This is a genomic window from Chryseobacterium angstadtii, assembly GCF_001045465.1.
GTDB classification, from domain to species: Bacteria; Bacteroidota; Bacteroidia; order Flavobacteriales; family Weeksellaceae; genus Chryseobacterium; species Chryseobacterium angstadtii.
Genome location: NZ_LFND01000001.1, coordinates 1,160,901 through 1,180,629, shown reverse-complemented (window position 1 = coordinate 1,180,629; position 19,729 = coordinate 1,160,901). Strand labels below are relative to the sequence as shown.

Here is a 19,729-nt window from a genome sequence, read left to right as displayed (position 1 = left end):
GTACAGTGATGTGCGGTTTTTCTTTTTATTATTTTGGCTGAAGCCAGATTGGATTTTGATGTTTTTATTGAATGGACTAAAGTCCGTTTCTATTGATGGAAGTATTGCATGTAGCTGAAAAGTCCTGTTTTTTTTTCTTTTTTAACCACTGATTGCACGGATTTTCACAGATGCTTATGAAGTATATTATTAAGTAAATAATCTTTGATTTTTTTAAATACTTATGTGAGCTTTTCATCATAAAATATTCAACTTTAGAATCATCGAAGTGCTCAAAAACTTTTGTGACTTTTGTGGTTTATATTTTTTATTTACCACAAATAGACTGATGATGGAGGTAGATTTTTGATAATCTGATATAAAAAAACGGAGCATTTCTGCTCCGTTCAAAAAATTGGTATCATAAAAGATTAGTATCCGAAGATCTCTTCAAGAGACACTTCCTGGAACTCACCCATTTTATTGATAGATTCCATATTCAGGTTTTCTTTCTTACCGATAATGGCCGTATTGTATTTCATAGGCTTGATTTCAGTATTGTAGAAGCTGGTAAGCTGTGGTAATGTCAGCCCCTGAATTTCAGCATAAGTATTTTTTCTGATGTCATAATCTACCCCCAGTTTTTTCAGAGCCAGCTGGCTGAAGAAAATATTGGTTCTGTTGATTCTGTTGGAGGCAATCTGCTTCAGTGCAGAACCTTTTGAATTGTCAAACTGTGCCGGAATCTGTGGCAGGGAAGCCATCAAATCGTTCATTGCATTCACTGCAGAAGGAAGTTTGTTAGATTGTGTACCAATATAATTCGTTATATAGTTGGCATGTCCTTTTTCAGAAGCATTCGCATAGTATACATAAGCTGAATAGGCCAGTGACTTACTTTCTCTGATTTCCTGGAACACAATAGAAGAAAGCCCTGATCCGAAATAACCGTTGAAAACATTAGCTTTTCCGAAGTTAGTCAGATTTACCTCACCTCCTTTTGCTACTTTAGACATTTCCATTTGTACCATATCGTAGTTGGTGAAGTATACTTTTCCTGTAGTAGCCTGTTCAGGATACTCTTTTGCTTTTGCCGGTTGAAGACTTGCATTGGAAATATAAGGCTTAACTGCTTTCTCCAATCCGGACTGATCCTGCCCGTAAAGGAAAACTTCATAAGGATATTGGCTCAGTTCTTTGATTTTCTTCGTCAGCTCTGCTGCATCAATGCTCTCAAGACGTTCTTTGGACACTACATCAGACATTCTGGAGTTTTTCCCAAATTTAGCATAGTTGGAAAGAGCTCCCATAATTCTGCTTTTATCTTTTTTAACAGCAGCTCTTGCTTCAAGCATAGTCTTTACTGTTTTGGCGTAGATATCCTTGTCTGCCTTTACATTGGTCAACCAGTGATTCATCAGCTCTGTTCCCTTCTTCATATTACCTTCAAGACCGCTTAATGTTACCATAGTCTGGTCATTCCCTGCTCTGAAGCTGTAAGAGATTCCTAATTTATAGAACTCTTCTTTCAGCTGCTCCGGCGTATATTTATCTGTTCCAAGATATTCGAAAAGAGTCATTGCAATCGGAAGCTCTTTATCATTATCTGTTCCGAAAGGGAAAATATAACTTACCTGAGCTACCTCATTGTATATGTTTTTTACAAAGCTTACCTTTTTGTCTTTAATCTGAGACGTTTGAATAGCCGTTTTATAATCAACGAATTCCGGTTTGATCTCTGCTACCTTCGTGCCGATAATATCTTTAAGGAAAGGTGACTGAGCTTCTCTGTTCAGTTTAATCGGGGTAATTCCCGGGTTTTCCACACGAACTAATTTATCATTCACCCCTTTTTCCTTGTAGACTACCACATAGTTGTCTTTAAAGAATTCATTGGCAAATTTTACAACATCTGCTTTCGTGATCTTTTCGTACTGATTGATATCATCCAATTCCTGCTCCCAGGTTTGCTCGTTGATATAAGTACTGTACAATGTAGTAGCCAATCCGTCCGCAGTTTCCCACGACTTCATGCGCTGTACTTTCTTATCATTAACGATCGCTTTCAGCATCCAATCCGGAAACTGACCTTTTTTTACAAGATCCAACTGATCTAACAATAATTTCTTAGCATCATCAAAGCTCTGTCCTTCTTTTGGAGTTACAGACATCGTAAAAGCACCATAGGTTTTAAAGGCAGATTCGTAAGCGCCTGCACCCAGTACTTTTTGTGTTTGGTTCATGTTAAGATCTATAAGACCGGCATCTCCCCTGTTACTTAAAATTTCTGCAACTACATCCGCTAATCTTGCATTCTGACTTCCATTAGAATCGGATCTCCATGCCAAAGTCATTCTTGGAGTACTCGGACTTTTTACAGTTCTGGAAACAATCTGCGTCATTGGAGTTTCCGACACCATTTTTTTCATCGGAAGTTCTTTGTACTTAAATGCTCCGAAATATTGGTCAACCAATTTGATGGTTTTATCATAATCAATATCTCCTACCAGTACTACGGCCATATTATTAGGAACATAGTAGGTATCGAAATATTTATGAATCGCTACCATAGAAGGGCTTTTCAGGTGTTCCGAAGTCCCGATTGTGGTTTGCTGCCCGTTTGGATGCTTAGGGAAAAGTGCTTCCATCATCGCATAGTTCACGAGACGTCCGTCGTTATCCTGTGCTCTGTTATACTCCTCATACACTGCTTCCAGTTCGGTATGGAAAAGACGTAAAACCAGTTCAGAGAAACGTTCTTTTTCTACTTTAAGCCATTTTTCAAGCTCGTTGGAAGGAATGTTGTTTTTATAAACCGTTTCATCAAGCCATGTATGCGCGTTGGTACCAGTTGCTCCCAATGAAGAGATCGCTTTGTCGTACTCATTCGCAATAGCATATTTGGAAGCTTCCTGGGAAACTTCATCAATTTTTTTATACAGTTCTTTTTTCTTGGCTGGATCTTTTTCTGCTTTATGTTGTTCGTAAAGATCAGAAATCTGCTGTAAAATAGCTTTTTCTTTTGCCCAGTCCTGTGTTCCCAGATGTGAGGTTCCTTTAAAAACCATATGCTCCAGATAGTGAGCCAGACCTGTATTATCACTTGGGTCGTTGTTGGATCCTGTTCTTACCGGAATGTAAGTCTGGATTCTTGGTGCATCCTCATTTTTTGCCAGATAAACCTTCAGTCCGTTTTTCAGCGTGTATACGCGTACTCCGGATTTATCATTCTTCACCATTTCGTAAGTGAATCCCTGACTGTCTGTCATCTTTTGTGTTTCAAATTTCTGTGCCATTGCATGCAGCATACAGAAAAGTGATACAGAAATAAAAAATTTCTTCATAAGTCTTATTTATTTTAATCTTAATTTCTAAACTTCATTAGTCTCTATTTATTATGCACTTGTTACATCAGATCTACTATAAAAATACAGTACTGTCAATGGACAGCGACATTACTATCTACCACACATTAATATATTTCATATTTTATCGAAAATAATTGAAATTTTTCCAGTTATCCTGTTTTTAAAATACAGCATACCTTATTCAGAAGAATCATCTGGTTTTCACATTAATTCATTTCAATATCTTTACTGACAGAAAAAGCCTTACAGCCCTTCACCAGACCTGTAAAAACAGATCCTTTTTTAATATGATTTACATATAATGTATTTTCACTATTTTAGCCAACTGATTAAAAAGAATCAGAAAGGTAAAGCGTTTTTCCATCTTAAATTTTAATAATAACTGTATTTACATGAAAAAACAAGACCTCCCTCAGGATGAAAGCAATCTGAAGTCCGCCAACATGACCGAAGTCTTGTATGTGACGGATGAAAACGATAATTATACGACCGCCAACAGCATCGGATGGGAAGCCAAAAAAGCAGCCCTGGAAGAATCTATGGACCTTATTCATGAAAGAATTGAAGAGGCCAGAAAAGAGGTGGCCGCCAACAGGGTAAGTCCCATTATTTATTTCATGGAACTGAATAAAATGGACCTCAGCGTTCTCTCCTCTTATGTCGGAATGTGGCAATGGAGAGTGAAAAGACACGCAAAACCGAAAATATTTAAAACACTCAACGAAAACACACTGAAAAAATATGCCGATGCATTTGGAATTTCAGTGGATGAATTAAAAAACTTTGACGGAAAATAGTCATGAAATAAAGCATACACGCTATGCCCAATTTCTTTTCGCCAATGAAAAAGATAAAAGCTGCAAATGAAACTTAACTTTGAACACCATCAGACCGCACATTGCGAAAACGGTGTTGCCTCCAATCTGTTACTTAATAAAGGACTAAAACTCAGTGAGCCCATGATCTTCGGGATCGGCTCGGGACTGTTTTTTGTCTACCTGCCCTTTTTGAAAGTGAATTTCGCTCCCGGCTTCAGCTATCGTCCGATGCCCGGTGCTATTTTCAGCAAGGCAGCCAAAAGATTGGGAATTAAAATCAAAAGAGAAAAATTTTCCAACCCTAAAGACGCTCAGTCCGCGCTGGAAAGAAACCTACAACAGAACATTCCTACAGGACTTCAGGTAGGGGTTTTTAACCTTACTTATTTTCCTGAAGAATATAAATTCCATTTCAATGCCCATAATCTTGTGGTGTATGGAAAAGAAGACGGGAAATTCCTGATCAGCGATCCGGTGATGGATTATACAACCTCACTTTCAGAAGCTGAGCTGGAAAAAGTAAGATATGCCAAAGGAGCACTTCCTCCGAAAGGGCATATGTACTACCCAACTTACATTCCTGACCATGTAAATATAGAAGAAGCCATCAAAAAAGGAATCAAGGATACCTGCAAGAATATGCTGGCTCCCGTTCCGCTTATTGGGGTAAAAGCCATGCGATGGGTGGCCAGAAGCATTCCGAAATGGGCCGAGAAGAAAGGCACCAAAGTCACCAATCATTATCTGGGACAGCTTATCAGAATGCAGGAAGAAATTGGCACCGGAGGAGGTGGATTCCGCTTTATTTACGGTGCTTTTCTTCAGGAAGCCGCAGTGATTCTTAAAAATGACGAATTAAAAGAGCTTTCCAAAGAAATTACCGCCATCGGTGATCTGTGGAGAGATTTTGCGGTGGATATTGCCCGTGTTTACAAGAACAGGAATTCGAAAAGCGACATCTACAACACTCTTTCAAAGTCGATGCTTCATATTGCTGATCTGGAAGAAGCTTTTTATAAAAAACTGAGAAAAGCGATCTAATCATGGCAGAGCATATTATTGAGATTAAAAATTTATACAAGAAATATAAAAATGCAGATGAATTTTCTGTAAATGATATCTCGCTGAATATAGACAAACAAGAAATCTATGGAATTCTGGGACCCAACGGCGCCGGAAAAACCACTTTGATTTCTATGCTTTCAGGATTAATCAAACCTACTTCAGGGCAATTTAAAATCAATGGATTGTCTCCTCAGAAAGATGGTTTTAAACTGAGACAGATCATTGGAATCGTTCCCCAGGAATATGCGCTTTATCCTACGCTTACCGCTAAAGAAAACTTAATGTTCTTCGGGAGTCTGTACGGATTAAAGCACAGACAGCTCAGCAAAGCCATTGATGAATCTTTAGAGATCATGGGGCTTGCAAAATTTGCAGACAAAAAGGTAGAGCAATTTTCAGGAGGGATGAAACGCCGCTGTAACCTGATTGCAGGCACTCTTCATAATCCGAAGGTTTTGTTTCTGGATGAACCTACCGTAGGGGTTGATGTACAGTCCAAAAAAGTGATCATTGATTTCTTACAGGAACTGAATAAAAACGGAACGTGCATCATTTACACTTCCCATCACCTTTCCGAAGCAGAAGAGTTCTGTACGAAAATCGCTATTATCGACAGAGGAAGAATTCATGCCGTAGGAACACCGGAAGAGCTGGTAGCCCAGATTTCCAATGCCGAAAACTTGGAAGATGTTTTCATTTCATTAACAGGAAAAGAATTAAGAGATGTTGTTGTATAAACTTTGGAGAAGCTTTGTAAAGGAAATTCTCTTATTGAAAAGAGACATCGGAGGAATTGTCATTATTTTCGTCATGCCGTTACTGTTAATTGTAACGATCACCCTGATTCAGGATTCTACCTTTAAAAATCTTGAAGGCTCAAAAATCCCTATCATTTTTATTGACAATGATAAATCCGAAGTATCAAAAAATATAAAACAGGAACTGGAAACCAGCAAAACATTCCAGCTACTGACCAATTATAACGAAAAGTCAGCGCAGGAAGCCGTGTTTTCCGGAGATTACCAGATGGCCATCGTCATTCCTGAAAATTTAACGAAAGATTTAAATTCAAATATTGATTCCAAAGTTCAGACGATCGTAAGTTCGTTCGGGCTGGAAGGTGACACAACCGCTGCGAAAAAATCAGCTCCCAAAGCAAAAGAGATCCACCTGTATTTTGATCCTGCCACCAATGCCGGATTTAAAAACTCAGTGATGAATTCTGTGAATAAAATGGTTTTTGAGATCGAAAACAAAAAGATCTACAAAGCTTTTCAGGATCAGCTGGGAACTACAGAAAATCTGGATGAAAATAAAAACCTCATCAGTTTCAAAGAGATCACACCCAAAAAAGGAGAAATGGATGTTATGCCGAATTCCGTTCAGCACAACGTCCCTGCATGGACTCTTTTTGCAATTTTCTTCATTGTAGTTCCACTTTCCATCAATTTAGTAAAAGAAAAAAGTCAGGGCACCAGCGTAAGAGCCAGAATCAGCCCCACACCATACTTTGTACATATTTTAGGGAAAACATTTACCTATCTTATCATCTGTATTATTCAGTTTTTGCTGATGGTTGCAGTAGGAATTTACCTTTTCCCGTACATGGATCTTCCGGCGTTTGATGTTTCCGGAAAGATGTTCCAGCTTATTGTGGTTACCTTGTTTTCGGGGCTTGCGGCCATCGGGTTCGGTGTTTTATTGGGAACAATAGCTGACACTCAGGAACAGTCTGCTCCTTTTGGTGCTACCTCGGTGGTGGTGCTTGCCGCTATCGGAGGGATCTGGGTTCCCGTATTTTTGATGCCGGAATTTATGCAGACCGTCGCGAAATTCTCCCCTATGAACTGGGGACTGAACGCGTATTACGATATTATTTTAAGAAACAGCGGTATCGGAGGAATTGCCAAAGAACTGGCATTTTTGCTGGCATTTTATATTGCTATGGTAACTATCTCTATTTTTTACGAAAGAAAACAAAATGCAGTCTAACGAAAATATATTATCCTGTACAGAACAGGTCCGTGTAAGATTCAACGAGACAGATCCGCTGGGAATTGTCTGGCACGGACATTATATCGTGTATTTTGAAGACGGAAGAGAAGCTTTCGGACGTGAGCACGGCCTTACTTATCTCGATATTCAGAAAGCAGGATATGTAACGCCTATTGTAAAAAGTACGTGTGAACATTTTCTTCCTTTAAAATATGGAGAAACCTTCAGAATTGTTACCACGTTTATCAATTCTGTTTCTGCAAAACTGATCTACAGATATGAACTTTTCAATCAGGAAGATCAGCTGGTATGCAGCGGAGAAACCATTCAGGTTTTTCTGGACAACAACGGAGGATTATGCCTCTATAATCCTGATTTTTTTCAGGCATGGAAAGATAAAATGGGATTATAATGAAGAAAGAAATTTATATTACAGACTACAGCTGCGTTACTCCTTTAGGATTTGATGCTGCTTCCAACTGGAATCATCTGGTGGAAGGAAAGTCAGGTGTGGCCCTTCATCAGGTTATAGAAAATCAGGACGCATTCTATGCATCTGTCATTGATACGGACAAACTGGAAGAAGAGTTCAACAGCCGTTTTGGCCCTCAGGATTTCACAAGACTTGAAAAGATGTTTCTTCTGAGTTTAAAACCATTGATAGAAAGACATGAAATCACAGATGAAACAGCCTTTATTTTATCTACAACAAAAGGAAATATCAGTTTATTAAAAAATCAGGCTGCATTACCGGAAGGGGTCTATCTTTCGGCTCTGGCTCAAAAAATAGCAGATCATTTCGGGTTTAAAACAAAACCAATTGTAGTTTCCAATGCCTGTGTTTCGGGAGTAATGGCGATTGCCGTTGCCAAAAATATGATCGGGACAGGAAAATATAAAAACGCCTTCGTAATCGCAGGTGATGAGGTTTCCGAATTTGTAATCTCCGGATTCAATTCTTTCCAGGCTATTGGAACGGAGCCCTGTAAACCTTATGACCAAAACAGAAACGGAATCAATATCGGAGAAGCTGCAGCGGCGGTTTACATCACTTCAGCTCCAACTGAAAACGAAAAGTTTAGGTTTAAGATATTGGGAGAATCTGCCGTTAACGACGCCAATCATATTTCAGGACCTTCAAGAACCGGAGACGGGCTTTTTGCCAGCATACGCAATGCTATGAAAGAAGCTGAAGTCAGGTCTGAGCAGATTGATTTTATCTCGGCACACGGAACCGCTACTCTGTACAATGACGAAATGGAAGCCATCGCTTTCAACAGAATGAGCCTTCAACATGTTCCTTTGAACAGTATGAAAGGTTACTATGGTCATTGTCTGGGAGCATCCGGATTACTGGAAAGCATTATTTCTATGGAAAGCGCTCTTCACGGAACGTTGATTCCATCTAAAAACTTTGAAGAGATGGGAGTTTCCCAGCCCTTACATATCATTACTGAAAACCAGTCTGCGGAAATTCAGTATATTTTGAAAACCGCTTCAGGATTTGGCGGATGCAATGCCGCAATTGTCCTGGAAAAATGTTAATAGGAAGATGATGAAGAAAACAGACAACTGTATCATAGAAGATTCAAAAATAACGGTGAATGAAAACCTTGTTTTTGAAAGCCTGAGCGAAAACTTTCATGATTTTGCGAAAGAAGCGTATAAAAAACTGGAACTCAATTATCCTAAATTTCACAAAATGGATAACCTGAGCAAGCTCGCTTTTCTGGCCTCGGAAATGATTCTTAAAGATGAAGATCAAAGCAGAACAGCAGTGGTTTTTGCCAACAGATCATCCAGTCTTGATACGGATTTCAAATATCAGGAAAGCATCAATTCACAGGAAAATTATTTCCCCAGTCCTGCCGTATTTGTCTATACGCTTCCCAACATTTGCGTGGGGGAAATCAGCATCAGACATCAAATGCAGACGGAGAATGCTTTTTTCGTTTTGGATGAATTTGATGAAAATTTTTTAAACGATTATGCAGAGCAGATCCTTCAGTCCGGAAAAGCAGAAAAAGTACTCTGCGGCTGGACAGAACTATATCAGGAAAATTACAAAGCTTTTGTATATTTGCTAACCTTATAAAAATGTAATAACATAAATGTAACAATGTAACAGTTTAGCAATGTAACAATAATAGATACACTTATGCATTGTTACACTGGTACATTAAATACATTGATACACTATTAATCTATCTTATGGAAAACTTAAAAACAGAATTGAAGCACAAAATTATTGAAGTTCTTAACCTTGAAGACGTTTCTGTAGAGGAAATCAAAGACGGAGATCCATTATTCGGAGGCGGTCTTGGACTGGATTCTATTGATGCCCTTGAACTGATCGTTCTTCTTGACAAAGACTACGGAATAAAATTAGCCGATCCTAAAAAAGGAAAGGAAATTTTCCAGTCTATTGATACAATGGCTGAGTTTGTTGAGGCCAACAGAACAAAATAAAATCAATGTAACAATCTAACAATGTACCAGTTTACCAATAATTGGTACATTGTTAAATTGGTATACTGTTACATTACATAATAAATGGACAAAAAAATTGCCATCACAGGAATGGGTATCATTTCCTCCATCGGAAACAATGTGGAGGAAAATTTTGTTTCGCTGCAATCCGGAAAACATGGAATTTCAGACATTGAGATGTTTGAAACCCGACACGCCGGGACCATAAAAACAGGCGAAATAAAATTTTCTAATGAAGAACTGGTACAAAAACTTCAGCTGCCTGAAGACAACAATGCCACCAGAACTTCTTTATTAGGAATGATCGCTGCAAAAGAAGCCGTAGAAACTGCAGGAATTTCAGATATCAACCAATACAGAACCGGACTGATCTCTTCTACCAGTGTAGGCGGGATGGATATTACTGAAAAGTATTTCTACTCTTACGAAGACTTTCCTGAAAAGCAAAAATATATTGATTCACATGATGCAGGGAACTCATCATTAGCCATTGCTGATTATTTGGGACTGCAGGGTTTGGTATCCACCATCAGTACTGCGTGTTCTTCGGCAGCCAATGCCATTATGATGGGGGCTAAACTTATTAAAAACGGAGTACTGGACCGTGTTATTGTAGGAGGAACAGATTCTCTCTCGAAATTTACACTGAACGGATTCAATACGCTGATGATTCTTACCGATTCTTACAACACACCATTTGATAACGATAGAAAAGGGTTAAATCTTGGTGAAGCGGCAGCTTTCATCGTTCTTGAATCTGAGGAAGTGGTAAAAAAGGAAAATAAAAAAGTACTGGCTTATCTTTCCGGTTATGGGAACGCGAATGATGCCCACCATCAGACTGCATCATCCGAAAATGGACAGGGAGCGTTCTTAGCCATGCAAAAGGCTTTAAATGTCTCAGGTTTAAATAAAGAAGATATAGACTATATCAACGTTCACGGAACGGCAACTCCTAATAATGATCTTTCGGAAGGAATTGCCATGATCCGAATATTTGGTGAAGGACAGGTTCCTGAATTCAGTTCTACCAAAGCTTTTACAGGCCATACACTGGCAGCAGCAGCAGGAATTGAAGCTGTTTTTTCTATTCTTGCCATGCAGCACCGTATGATTTTCCCGAATCTGAATTTTAAAACAAAAATGCAGGAATTCGACTTAACTCCGGTAACTGAGCTGAAAGAAAAAGAGATTCATCATGTTCTTTCCAATTCTTTCGGGTTTGGAGGAAACTGTTCCACTTTAATTTTCTCAAGATCATGAGCACGGTATACATCAACAGTGCATCCTGCATCTCCGTTCAGGACACTTTAAAAGACAATTTTTCCCGGGACCTTGCTCCTGAAAACACTGTTCAGATCTTAAAAGCGGTAGAACCGAACTATAAAGAATTCATTCCTCCGGCCATGATCAGAAGAATGTCTAAAACGGTAAAAATGAGCTCTGTAGCTTCACATTATGCTTTGAAAGAAGCCGGAATTGAAAAGCCGGATGCTATTATCGTCGGGACAGGAATGGGCTGCTCACAGGACTCTGAAAAGTTTCTGAAAAATGTAATCGACAATCAGGAGGAGTTTCTTACGCCTACTTTTTTCATCCAGTCTACCCACAACACCGTGGCGGGGCAGATTGCTCTGGGTCTGCAGTGTCATGCCTATAATTTTACCTACGTTAATACCTCTTCATCCTTAGAGTTTTCACTTCTGGATGCTCAACTTCAGATCAACGACGGAGAAGCTGAACATGTTCTTGTAGGTGCGGCAGATGAACAGACCGACCGTACTATGGAGATGTACAGACTTAATCATACCATTAAAACGGAAGGTGATCTTCCTGCAGATTATCTGAAATCTGTGACTAACGGAGTTATTTGGGGAGAAGGAGCCGGTTTCTTTGTTTTAGGAAAGGAAAAAACGGAAAATTCTTATGCTCAGCTAAAAGATATTCAGATCATCAACAGATTAGATCCTGAAAAAGTTCAGGAATTCATCACCCACTTTTTAGATAAAAATAATCTGAACAATAAAGATATTGATGCTGTGATTCTAGGATTCAGTGGAGATGCTCAATCGGATGGGTATTATACTCAGGCTATGGATCTTTTCGAAGAATCTGCACTGTTGTATTATAAACATCTTAGTGGTGAATTCAACACGGCAAGCAGTTTTTCAACTTTTATGGCCTGCCATATTCTGAAAGACCAGCATATTCCGGAGATCATGATGATCAATAACGTGAAAAAAGAAAAAATTAAAAATATTCTTCTTTACAATCATCTGGCAGGAAATGATCACAGTTTAGTCCTGCTGGAAAAAGCTTAAAGGGTAAAACTGCGAAAAGGTAATCCTGCCCTTTTGCAATAAAAAACAAGAGATGAAACATTATCCATTCATTCTATTTTATCTTTTCTGTAATGTATTTATTTATGCGTTTCACGGAGGTTTATGGGTATATCTGGCTTGTTTTATTGCTTTTTCAATGGTTGTGGTATGGGGCTCTTTCGATATCGGGCTGGGCTATTTTGTGAACAGCATTACTCATAAAAGAACCAGAATTAAGGAAGTGGCTCTGACTTTTGATGACGGCCCTACCGAATTTACACCTCAATTTCTCGATCTATTGAAGGAACATCAGGTGAAAGCTACTTTTTTCTGCATTGGAAAACAGATTGAGAAATACCCGGAAACGTTTCAAAGGATTATCTCTGAAGGCCATACCGTTGGAAATCATACGCTATCCCATTCCAATACCACCGGATTTTTATCTACAGTCAAAATGATTGAGGAAATTGAGCAGTGCGATGAAATCATAGAACGGATAGGACATATAAAAACAGATCTGTACCGCCCTCCTTTCGGGGTGACCAATCCGAATATTGCTAAAGCGATTAAAAGAACTCATAAAAAAAGCATCGGCTGGAATGTACGTTCTCTGGATACGGTGACTGACAACGAGAAGAAAATTTACAAAAGAGTAACGGGAAACCTGAAGAAAGGAAGCATTATCCTTCTTCACGACACTTCAGAAAAGACCTTTCATGTGTTGGTAGACTTATTGCTATTTTTAAAGAATAAAGAATATTCGACATTTACAGTCGATTCAATTACAAAATCAAAGAAAAATGATTAAAAATATTGCTTTTGGAGCATTTTTATTAGTTTCCGGCTTCATCTCTGCACAGCTGACGGCGATGTCCGGAGCAGAAGCAAAAGCATTTGTGACCAAAGTTTCTTCTGAGACCCAGGAAATCAAAACTTTACAAAGCGATTTTACCCAGACCAAAAAAATGGATTTTCTGGATAAAAGCATTGTAACGTACGGCAAAATGTCATTAAAAACGCCCAACACATTAAGCTGGAAATATACAAAGCCTTATCAGTACAGCATTATTTTCAAGGATAATAAAATCTTCATCAACGATCAGGGGAAAAAATCTTCGGTAGATGCCAAGAGTAAAACTTTTGAAAAGATCAATAAGCTGATTGTAGGAAGTTCAAACGGAAAAATGTTCAATGATCCTGAGTTTACGGTAAGTTATTTTAAGACCGGAAACAGCAATGTTGCTAAATTTATTCCTAAATCTGCCCAACTGCTGAAATACATCAAACAGATTGAACTTTATTTTCCTAAAAACCAATCTACGGTTTCACAAGTGAATATGACGGAAGCTTCCGGTGATACAACGAATATAGTTTTCAAAAATACAAAGGTCAATGCCACGATTCCTGCTTCAGAGTTTACTTTATAGTCTGATTCTTATACTGGCTGTCTCCTGCAAGACGTATACCCTCGCAGATGTAAAACCTGTTGAAAACACCGCTCAAACTGTTGAAAATTTATATTTTTCATCGGGTGAAGACTATGTGTATAAATGCCAGATGGATATTTATAAAAACCATGTCAGCGGTATTCTGATCATTAAAAAGCTCAATGAAAAGACACACCGCGTGGCAATGACTTCAGATTTTGGAAATAAATTAATAGATTTTGAGATTTCGGAGAATGATTTTAAACTTAATTATGTTCTTCCTGATCTGGATAAAAAAATAGTCATCAATTTTCTAAAAAACGATTTCCAGCAGCTTCTGAAAAAAAATTATCCTGTAAGTGAATCATTTGAAAATGACCACTCAAGGATCTACCTTTCAAAAGTGGACAATAAAGCTTACTATTTATTTTTCAATAAGAACAGCAATCTGCTTCAACAGATCATTTACACAAAGAACAGGAAGGAAAAAATTGATTTTACTTTTGAAGCAAAAAAACATATCTTCTCGGACAGTTTAAACCTGCAACACAAGGATTTTAAGATTAATATTAAACTATTTCAAATAACTGAAACCGGAGAAAATTAACATGAAGAAACTTCTATTTTTAGCCATTGCTTTTATTTCAGGCTTGTCTTTTGCCCAAGTCACTTTTAACCCGGGAATACGCGTGGGAGCTAATATTTCCCATCTTTCTGATGGACCTGCCCGCGAATATTGGTATTATACTGACAGCCAAAATTATTATTACAACGGAACGAATACCTATGATATAAAGTCGAAAGTAGATTTTTACATCGGTTTCCAGGCGAATATCCGGTTTGCTAAATTCTATGCTCTTCAACCTGAAATTTATTATACCAGACAGGGAGCGAAATTTGAAAGCCAGAATCCTGCAGTTGCCTCTAAAACAGTAAGCCTTTCTTACGTAGGAGGTGCTATTGTGAATAAATTCTATTTTGATCAGTTCAATATTCATTTCGGACCTACTTTGGAGCTTCTTACGGATCATAAAAATATTCAGTCTCCTACAGACGCAGATTTAGGACTGCTGTTTGGAGCCGGATATGATATTACGAAAAACTTCGGGGTAGAAGCCCGGATCAAAAAAGGTTTTGTACATATTAACAATGACCATACGAATGTAACCTTCCAGACAGGGGTTTATTATACCTTTAACATGAAAAAATAATCTTATGCAGACCATTCTTACAGACTTTTATGCTTTAGAATCCTACGAAAAAGGAGAAAATGGAAGTTTCACCGCAAACATTCATCTGAATAAAGATCATGATATTTTCAAAGGTCATTTTCCGGGTAATCCGGTAACGCCGGGAGTCTGTATGATGCAGATCGTAAAAGAACTGACGGAGGAATTCACCGCTTCGAAATTATTTTTAAAAAGCGCCTCGAATGTAAAGTTTATGGCCATCATTAATCCTTTTGAAACTCCGGATCTGAAACTTCAACTGGATATTACTGAAAATGAACAAGATGTTAAAGTAAAAAATACAACGTCTTTTGGCGAGACTATTGCATTGAAAATGTCTGTAAGCTATAAAAAATTAACATCATGAAACTTTTCCTGTCCCTCATAACAGCTTTTATCTTTTTCTTTCAGACAGATCTGGAAGCGTTAAGAAACAGCTATGCGAAAGCCAATCTTTCCAATGACAACACAGAAGCTTTTATCAATCTTGCTGAAAAGCAGAGCGGCTCTGATGCAGTAACCAGCGGCTATAAAGCGGCTGCGAAAATCATGGAAGCCAAAGTCGTGAAGCAAAACAGAAAAGCGCTGGTAAAAACGGGCGCTACCAATCTTGAGAGCATTATTAAAGCCAATCCCAATAATATCGAACTGCGCCTGATCCGTTTAAGCGTACAGGAAAACATTCCTAAAATTGTAGGTTATCGCGGAAGTATTAAAGATGACAAGGCTTTTTTGATTAATAATTACAGTAAACAAAACACAGTCATGAAAAGCTATGTTAAAAAGTTTGCCATGCAGTCCAAATCATTTACAGATCCGGAAAGAGCTACTTTAAAATAAAACAATGACCCTTCCTGAAGTACGAAATACAATTTCTCTAAAAAAGATTTGTGTTTTAATACCTACCTACAATAACGAAAATACTCTGAAAAGAGTGATAGACGGTGTTTTAGACTATACCGAAAATATTATTGTGGTCAATGACGGTTCTACAGACTCTACTCCCCAGATCTTAGCACAATATCCGCAGATTACGGTTATTTCACTGCCCGAGAACAAAGGAAAAGGAAACGGACTGAAAATAGGCTTCAGAAAGGCAAAAGAACTGGGATTTCATCATACTATCACCATTGATTCAGACGGGCAGCATTATCCAGATGACATTCCCGTTTTCATACAGGCCGTTCTTCGGGAAAAACAAGATGTTTTACTGATCGGGAATAGAAATATGTCCCAGGATGGTATTCCGAAAAAAAGCAGCTTCGGGAACCGTTTTTCGAATTTCTGGTTCTGGTTTGAGACAGGAATTAAGCTGGAAGATACACAATCCGGCTACAGACTCTATCCGTTGCATAAAATTCCTAAAAAATATTTCACTCCCAAATTTGAATTTGAGATCGAAATCATTGTAAGAACGGCATGGAGGCATGTTCCTGTAAAAAATGTTCCGATTAAGGTTTTGTATGATCCGGCGGAAAGGGTTTCTCATTTCAGGCCGTTCAGAGATTTTACCCGGATCAGTATTCTGAATACTATTTTGGTGACGATTACCCTTCTTTACATTATTCCAAGAAATTTCGTGAATAATTTCAAAAAAAAAAGCTTTAAAAGGTTCATAAAGGAAGATGTTCTGGAAAGTGACGGCAGCAACCGGACTAAGGCATTTTCCATTGCTCTGGGTGTATTTATAGGATTTTCTCCTTTCTGGGGATTTCATACGCTACTTGTGATCTCACTGGCAGTTCTTTTTAAACTGAATAAAGTACTGGCCTTTGTAGCTTCCAACGTGAGTCTTCCGCCCTTTATTCCTTTTGTAATTGCCGCTTCCCTGTTTCTGGGATCTCCTTTCGTACCGGGCGACAGTAATATTCTGAACAGCGAACTGAATTTTGAACTGATTAAAAACAATCTGCTTCAGTATGTGATAGGAAGTGCTATTCTTGCCACCTCTATGTCTGCTATTTCCGGAATTGCTTCATTCTTTCTTCTGAACAAACTGAATCCGGAGAATAGCTAATTAACCTGAGATTCTGTGTTAATTTCCAAGACAAAAAAAGTCCCGAAACATAAGCTCCGGGACTGCAAAATAAGTCGTTGATCCTAATTCTTATTTTGAAACAATTATTTTCTGGCTGTAATCAATAGCAGTTCCATTAATTTTTACCATGTATACTCCATTCAGCAGCTTATTAACACTGACTGTATTCTGTTTATTAAGATTAATTTTCTCTGAAGAAACCAGTTTCCCGGTAAAATCATAAATAGAAACCGTAGTAATTCCTGATACATCCATTCCCGAAGGGGTTTTGATGGTAAACTCAGTTTTTACAGGATTCGGATAGATGGATATTCCTTTGGATGCAGTAACCTCATCTACTGAGAGCGTATTACATTCTGCAGGAACTGTAAAGTCCTCTACCTGATCATTGATTTCAGGAGCAGGATTATTATGTCCGGACCACTCTCCTAAAAGTCCGCCTGGAGCTGCATTTACTCCCAATCCTCTTTTCGCAAAAGCTTTCCAGATCATGCATTTATCCTGGCCTCCGGTTTTTGCCTGATCTGCAGCTATAATAGCATCTCTACCCGCTATAAAACTAGGATTACAAGGCTGTAGTTTCAGCGCATCTACCACAAGCTGAAGAACTCTGGCACTTCCACTGTTCGGATCTGCTAAAACATTGCTGTTATAGCCATATTTCTCCACATATTTCCAGTGCAGATCCCACAGCATGGTAGCCCAAATAAACCCGATGCTATGTACACTTACTGTGGTATATTGTACTCCTGTAGACGATGTCTCATTTATCTGCATCCCGTTGGTTCTTCCGTACGTATAATTATTGATACTGAAATCCGGTGAATATTTTGCAGGCCTGATTCCACTTCCGGTCACAGGCTGTTCTGCTGCAAAGGTTCCCATTCCTCTGGCCACTGCAGCGTTATCTCCGGGTCTGTTGGTGAGCATAAGGGCAAAGAAATCTGACCATCCTTCACCCATCTGCTCATTCGATGCGAAGGTAGAAAGACATCCGTTTCCTGTTCCTGTCAAACGGTTGGAAATACCATGCCCGTATTCATGTATAACAATTCCGTTATCCAGGCTTCCGTCTTTGTAAACATAATTCAGTTTATCATATTTCAGTGTGGCATTTACAGTAGCTCCATTGTTTATTTCTCCTGTCAAAAATGCACCTTCCTGGTTTTCAATCAAAACAGACGGAATTGTAATTGTATTATCTGTTCCACCCATTGTCCCAATAGCTGCTGAATTAGGTGCATTGTAAATAACAGCCCCTATAGCGCCTTTCAGTTGGGCATTTTTAACTTTAGCCGTGAAGTTACATCCTCCTCTCTGTATAACGGCAATTTTCCCTGTTAAATCCTGAGAAATGGCTGCACAGCCATCAATAGGGGTTGTAAGAGCTAAATTCCCCGTAACCGGAGGATTTCCCTCCAGTCTGGGACCAAATCCGGCCGTTGCACTTTTAAATACTCTATTCACATAATTAGCTGGAGAATTATAGAAAAGGTTCTGCATATCTTTAGGCTCCCAGAGATACATTTGCATCCTTGGTGCATTACCATCTGAAGGGGTACCAAAATTAGCATTGTTATATCCGCCTCCATCTCTTGCTTCTGCCCGTACAGCATCATTTTCGTTTCCTCCTTTACCAAAATTGCTGGCCTGAAAATTTCTTGCGGTTTCTGTAAATCCAAGTTTATAAAATACATCATGTATCTTATTGTTGAGATAAAATAAATTGGTTACCGACGCGGATGTATAGTTCTGCGGTGGCAAGTTTATATCCATTGGAAAATCAAAAGCTCTGGCAGCTCCGCCATCGGGAGAAAACTGAGGCGCATTGGTTCCGTTCTCATCGGTATAAGCATAGACATTATTTCCTCTGGTATTGGTATAATGGTTGGTCCCGTCAGAATGCCATCCTTCCGGAGATGCGGTAATATCCCAGGGATTATTAATTAGAGCTCTGCTTCCAAAGGTAGGAGCTTCCACAGGGAAAGGCAAAACATTATATGATGCATTATCCGGTACCAGAACAAAGTTTTTATTCTGCTTACTGTCTGCTGAATTTATATTAGAAGGAAACAGAACAGGCTGGATATCCGGCATTGAATGGGATGCTTCTGAATCATGATCATAAGCATGATCATGAAAACTGCAGGAAAGTGTGAGTTTTTCTGTATATAGAACGGAACCGTCATCTGTACTGATGATCGCATTCCACATATTACCGGTTTCCCTTTCTTCAATATTGAACTGATAACCGAGAATGAGCTCTCCTCCTTTCGCGAAATAAACCAGATTACTTTTTAAAGATACCTGTTTTCCTTCACTGTTCTTTTGAGTTGGGAATGCATTAAGCCTTTGGGCGGCTTCAGGTATCAGTTTTTCTTTTCCAACATTTTGTTTTCCTTTTACTACGGAAGGATAAGTTTTCATAAATGTATCCGAAAAACTAAGAACTTTACCTTCTCTAATCAGAACGTTTGCTGAACTTCCAAAAACAGGGATATTATTAATGATCTGCTGTATACCTACTATATCTCCGTTCAAACTTTTTGAAGGATCTACATTCACTATGGCAAATGCTTTCAGTTCAGGATTTATTCTTTGAAATGTTTTTTCAGAATTAACGTAATCTCTGATCACCTGCTCATGTTTCTGAGCAGACCATACTCCAAAACTGAAAACAGAACAAAGCAATAAAAATTTAACACTAAGTCGAATTCTTTTCATATTTTATTTTTGCAGAGTAAGATATATTTATGAAATTTAAAAACACAATAAAAAAGCATTAAATTCAAACAATTGACAGATAAATTGAAATTAACATTAAAATAATTTAAAAATTCAATCAAAAATGTAAAAAATACCTCTTTTTATAAACCTCAACATGGGAAAATGTGCGCAAAGAATGATTAGGATAACCAATTAATCAATCACTTATAATCCAAAAAACATCACTTTTATCTGAAACGCAATAGGTATCGTTAAAATAATATCAAAAAAAA

19 protein-coding genes are annotated in these 19,729 nt (G+C 38.3%); 17 read left to right on the top strand and 2 right to left on the bottom strand.

Annotated elements, in window-relative coordinates:
- Window positions 1–410: 410 nt before the first annotated feature.
- Window positions 411–3,323, bottom strand: a complete 2,913-nt coding sequence (locus tag ACM46_RS05240; protein WP_048505510.1) for an insulinase family protein — start codon at window positions 3,321–3,323, stop codon at window positions 411–413.
- 416 nt (window positions 3,324–3,739) lie between these two features.
- On the opposite strand from ACM46_RS05240, the gene DarG reads away from it, so the two are divergent.
- The 17 genes from DarG (at window position 3,740) to ACM46_RS05155 (ending at window position 16,709) form a co-directional block, all read left to right on the top strand.
- Window positions 3,740–4,144: a flexirubin biosynthesis protein DarG gene (DarG, locus tag ACM46_RS05235; RefSeq protein ID WP_048505509.1), complete on the top strand. Its 405-nt coding sequence runs from the start codon at window positions 3,740–3,742 to the stop codon at window positions 4,142–4,144.
- A 66-nt stretch (window positions 4,145–4,210) separates the two neighbouring features.
- A complete protein-coding gene (darH, locus tag ACM46_RS05230) occupies window positions 4,211–5,206 on the top strand; it encodes a BtrH-related acyltransferase DarH (RefSeq protein WP_048505508.1) in 996 nt (331 codons plus the stop codon).
- A gap of 2 nt (window positions 5,207–5,208) precedes the next feature.
- Window positions 5,209–5,967, top strand: a complete 759-nt coding sequence (locus ACM46_RS05225) for an ABC transporter ATP-binding protein (RefSeq protein ID WP_048505507.1) — start codon at window positions 5,209–5,211, stop codon at window positions 5,965–5,967.
- Window positions 5,954–7,222 carry an ABC transporter permease gene (locus ACM46_RS05220; RefSeq protein WP_048505506.1) on the top strand — a complete coding sequence of 423 codons (1,269 nt, stop codon included), beginning with the start codon at window positions 5,954–5,956 and terminating at the stop codon, window positions 7,220–7,222. The genes ACM46_RS05225 and ACM46_RS05220 overlap by 14 nt, the downstream gene beginning before the upstream one ends.
- The gene (locus tag ACM46_RS05215) at window positions 7,212–7,637 is read left to right on the top strand and encodes an acyl-CoA thioesterase (protein WP_048505505.1); all 426 of its coding nucleotides are present in this window, start codon (window positions 7,212–7,214) and stop codon (window positions 7,635–7,637) included. The genes ACM46_RS05220 and ACM46_RS05215 overlap by 11 nt, the downstream gene beginning before the upstream one ends.
- Window positions 7,637–8,770, top strand: coding sequence for a beta-ketoacyl synthase N-terminal-like domain-containing protein (locus ACM46_RS05210; RefSeq protein ID WP_048505504.1), 1,134 nt, complete (start codon window positions 7,637–7,639; stop codon window positions 8,768–8,770). The genes ACM46_RS05215 and ACM46_RS05210 overlap by 1 nt, the downstream gene beginning before the upstream one ends.
- Before the next feature lie 7 nt (window positions 8,771–8,777).
- On the top strand, window positions 8,778–9,320 hold the full coding sequence (locus ACM46_RS05205) for a 3-oxoacyl-ACP synthase (protein WP_083997343.1): 543 nt from the start codon (window positions 8,778–8,780) through the stop codon (window positions 9,318–9,320).
- A 116-nt stretch (window positions 9,321–9,436) separates the two neighbouring features.
- Window positions 9,437–9,694, top strand: coding sequence for a phosphopantetheine-binding protein (locus tag ACM46_RS05200; RefSeq protein ID WP_048505503.1), 258 nt, complete (start codon window positions 9,437–9,439; stop codon window positions 9,692–9,694).
- An 84-nt stretch (window positions 9,695–9,778) separates the two neighbouring features.
- The gene (locus ACM46_RS05195; RefSeq protein ID WP_048505502.1) at window positions 9,779–10,978 is read left to right on the top strand and encodes a beta-ketoacyl-[acyl-carrier-protein] synthase family protein; all 1,200 of its coding nucleotides are present in this window, start codon (window positions 9,779–9,781) and stop codon (window positions 10,976–10,978) included.
- Window positions 10,975–12,036 (top strand): beta-ketoacyl synthase N-terminal-like domain-containing protein, encoded by a 1,062-nt coding sequence (locus ACM46_RS05190; RefSeq protein WP_048505501.1) that lies wholly within the window; start codon window positions 10,975–10,977, stop codon window positions 12,034–12,036. Before ACM46_RS05195 ends, ACM46_RS05190 begins: the two co-directional genes overlap by 4 nt.
- A gap of 52 nt (window positions 12,037–12,088) precedes the next feature.
- Window positions 12,089–12,844, top strand: coding sequence for a polysaccharide deacetylase family protein (locus tag ACM46_RS05185; protein WP_053082668.1), 756 nt, complete (start codon window positions 12,089–12,091; stop codon window positions 12,842–12,844).
- Entirely contained in the window at window positions 12,837–13,463 is a 627-nt protein-coding gene (gene lolA2, locus ACM46_RS05180; protein ID WP_048505500.1) for a flexirubin biosynthesis/transport protein LolA2, read from the top strand. The genes ACM46_RS05185 and lolA2 overlap by 8 nt, the downstream gene beginning before the upstream one ends.
- Window positions 13,429–14,070: a flexirubin biosynthesis protein LolB2 gene (gene lolB2, locus ACM46_RS05175; protein ID WP_048505499.1), complete on the top strand. Its 642-nt coding sequence runs from the start codon at window positions 13,429–13,431 to the stop codon at window positions 14,068–14,070. The genes lolA2 and lolB2 overlap by 35 nt, the downstream gene beginning before the upstream one ends.
- A gap of 1 nt (window position 14,071) precedes the next feature.
- A complete protein-coding gene (locus ACM46_RS05170) occupies window positions 14,072–14,674 on the top strand; it encodes an outer membrane beta-barrel protein (RefSeq protein WP_048505498.1) in 603 nt (200 codons plus the stop codon).
- Window positions 14,675–14,678: 4 nt separating this feature from the next.
- On the top strand, window positions 14,679–15,059 hold the full coding sequence (locus ACM46_RS05165; protein ID WP_048505497.1) for an ApeI family dehydratase: 381 nt from the start codon (window positions 14,679–14,681) through the stop codon (window positions 15,057–15,059).
- Window positions 15,056–15,532 carry a hypothetical protein gene (locus ACM46_RS05160; RefSeq protein ID WP_048505496.1) on the top strand — a complete coding sequence of 159 codons (477 nt, stop codon included), beginning with the start codon at window positions 15,056–15,058 and terminating at the stop codon, window positions 15,530–15,532. Before ACM46_RS05165 ends, ACM46_RS05160 begins: the two co-directional genes overlap by 4 nt.
- A 4-nt stretch (window positions 15,533–15,536) precedes the next feature.
- A complete protein-coding gene (locus ACM46_RS05155; RefSeq protein ID WP_048505495.1) occupies window positions 15,537–16,709 on the top strand; it encodes a DUF2062 domain-containing protein in 1,173 nt (390 codons plus the stop codon).
- 90 nt (window positions 16,710–16,799) lie between these two features.
- On the opposite strand, the gene ACM46_RS05150 is transcribed toward ACM46_RS05155, so the two are convergent.
- The gene (locus ACM46_RS05150) at window positions 16,800–19,454 is read right to left on the bottom strand and encodes a T9SS-dependent M36 family metallopeptidase (RefSeq protein ID WP_083997337.1); all 2,655 of its coding nucleotides are present in this window, start codon (window positions 19,452–19,454) and stop codon (window positions 16,800–16,802) included.
- Between the last annotated feature and the right edge of the window lie 275 nt (window positions 19,455–19,729).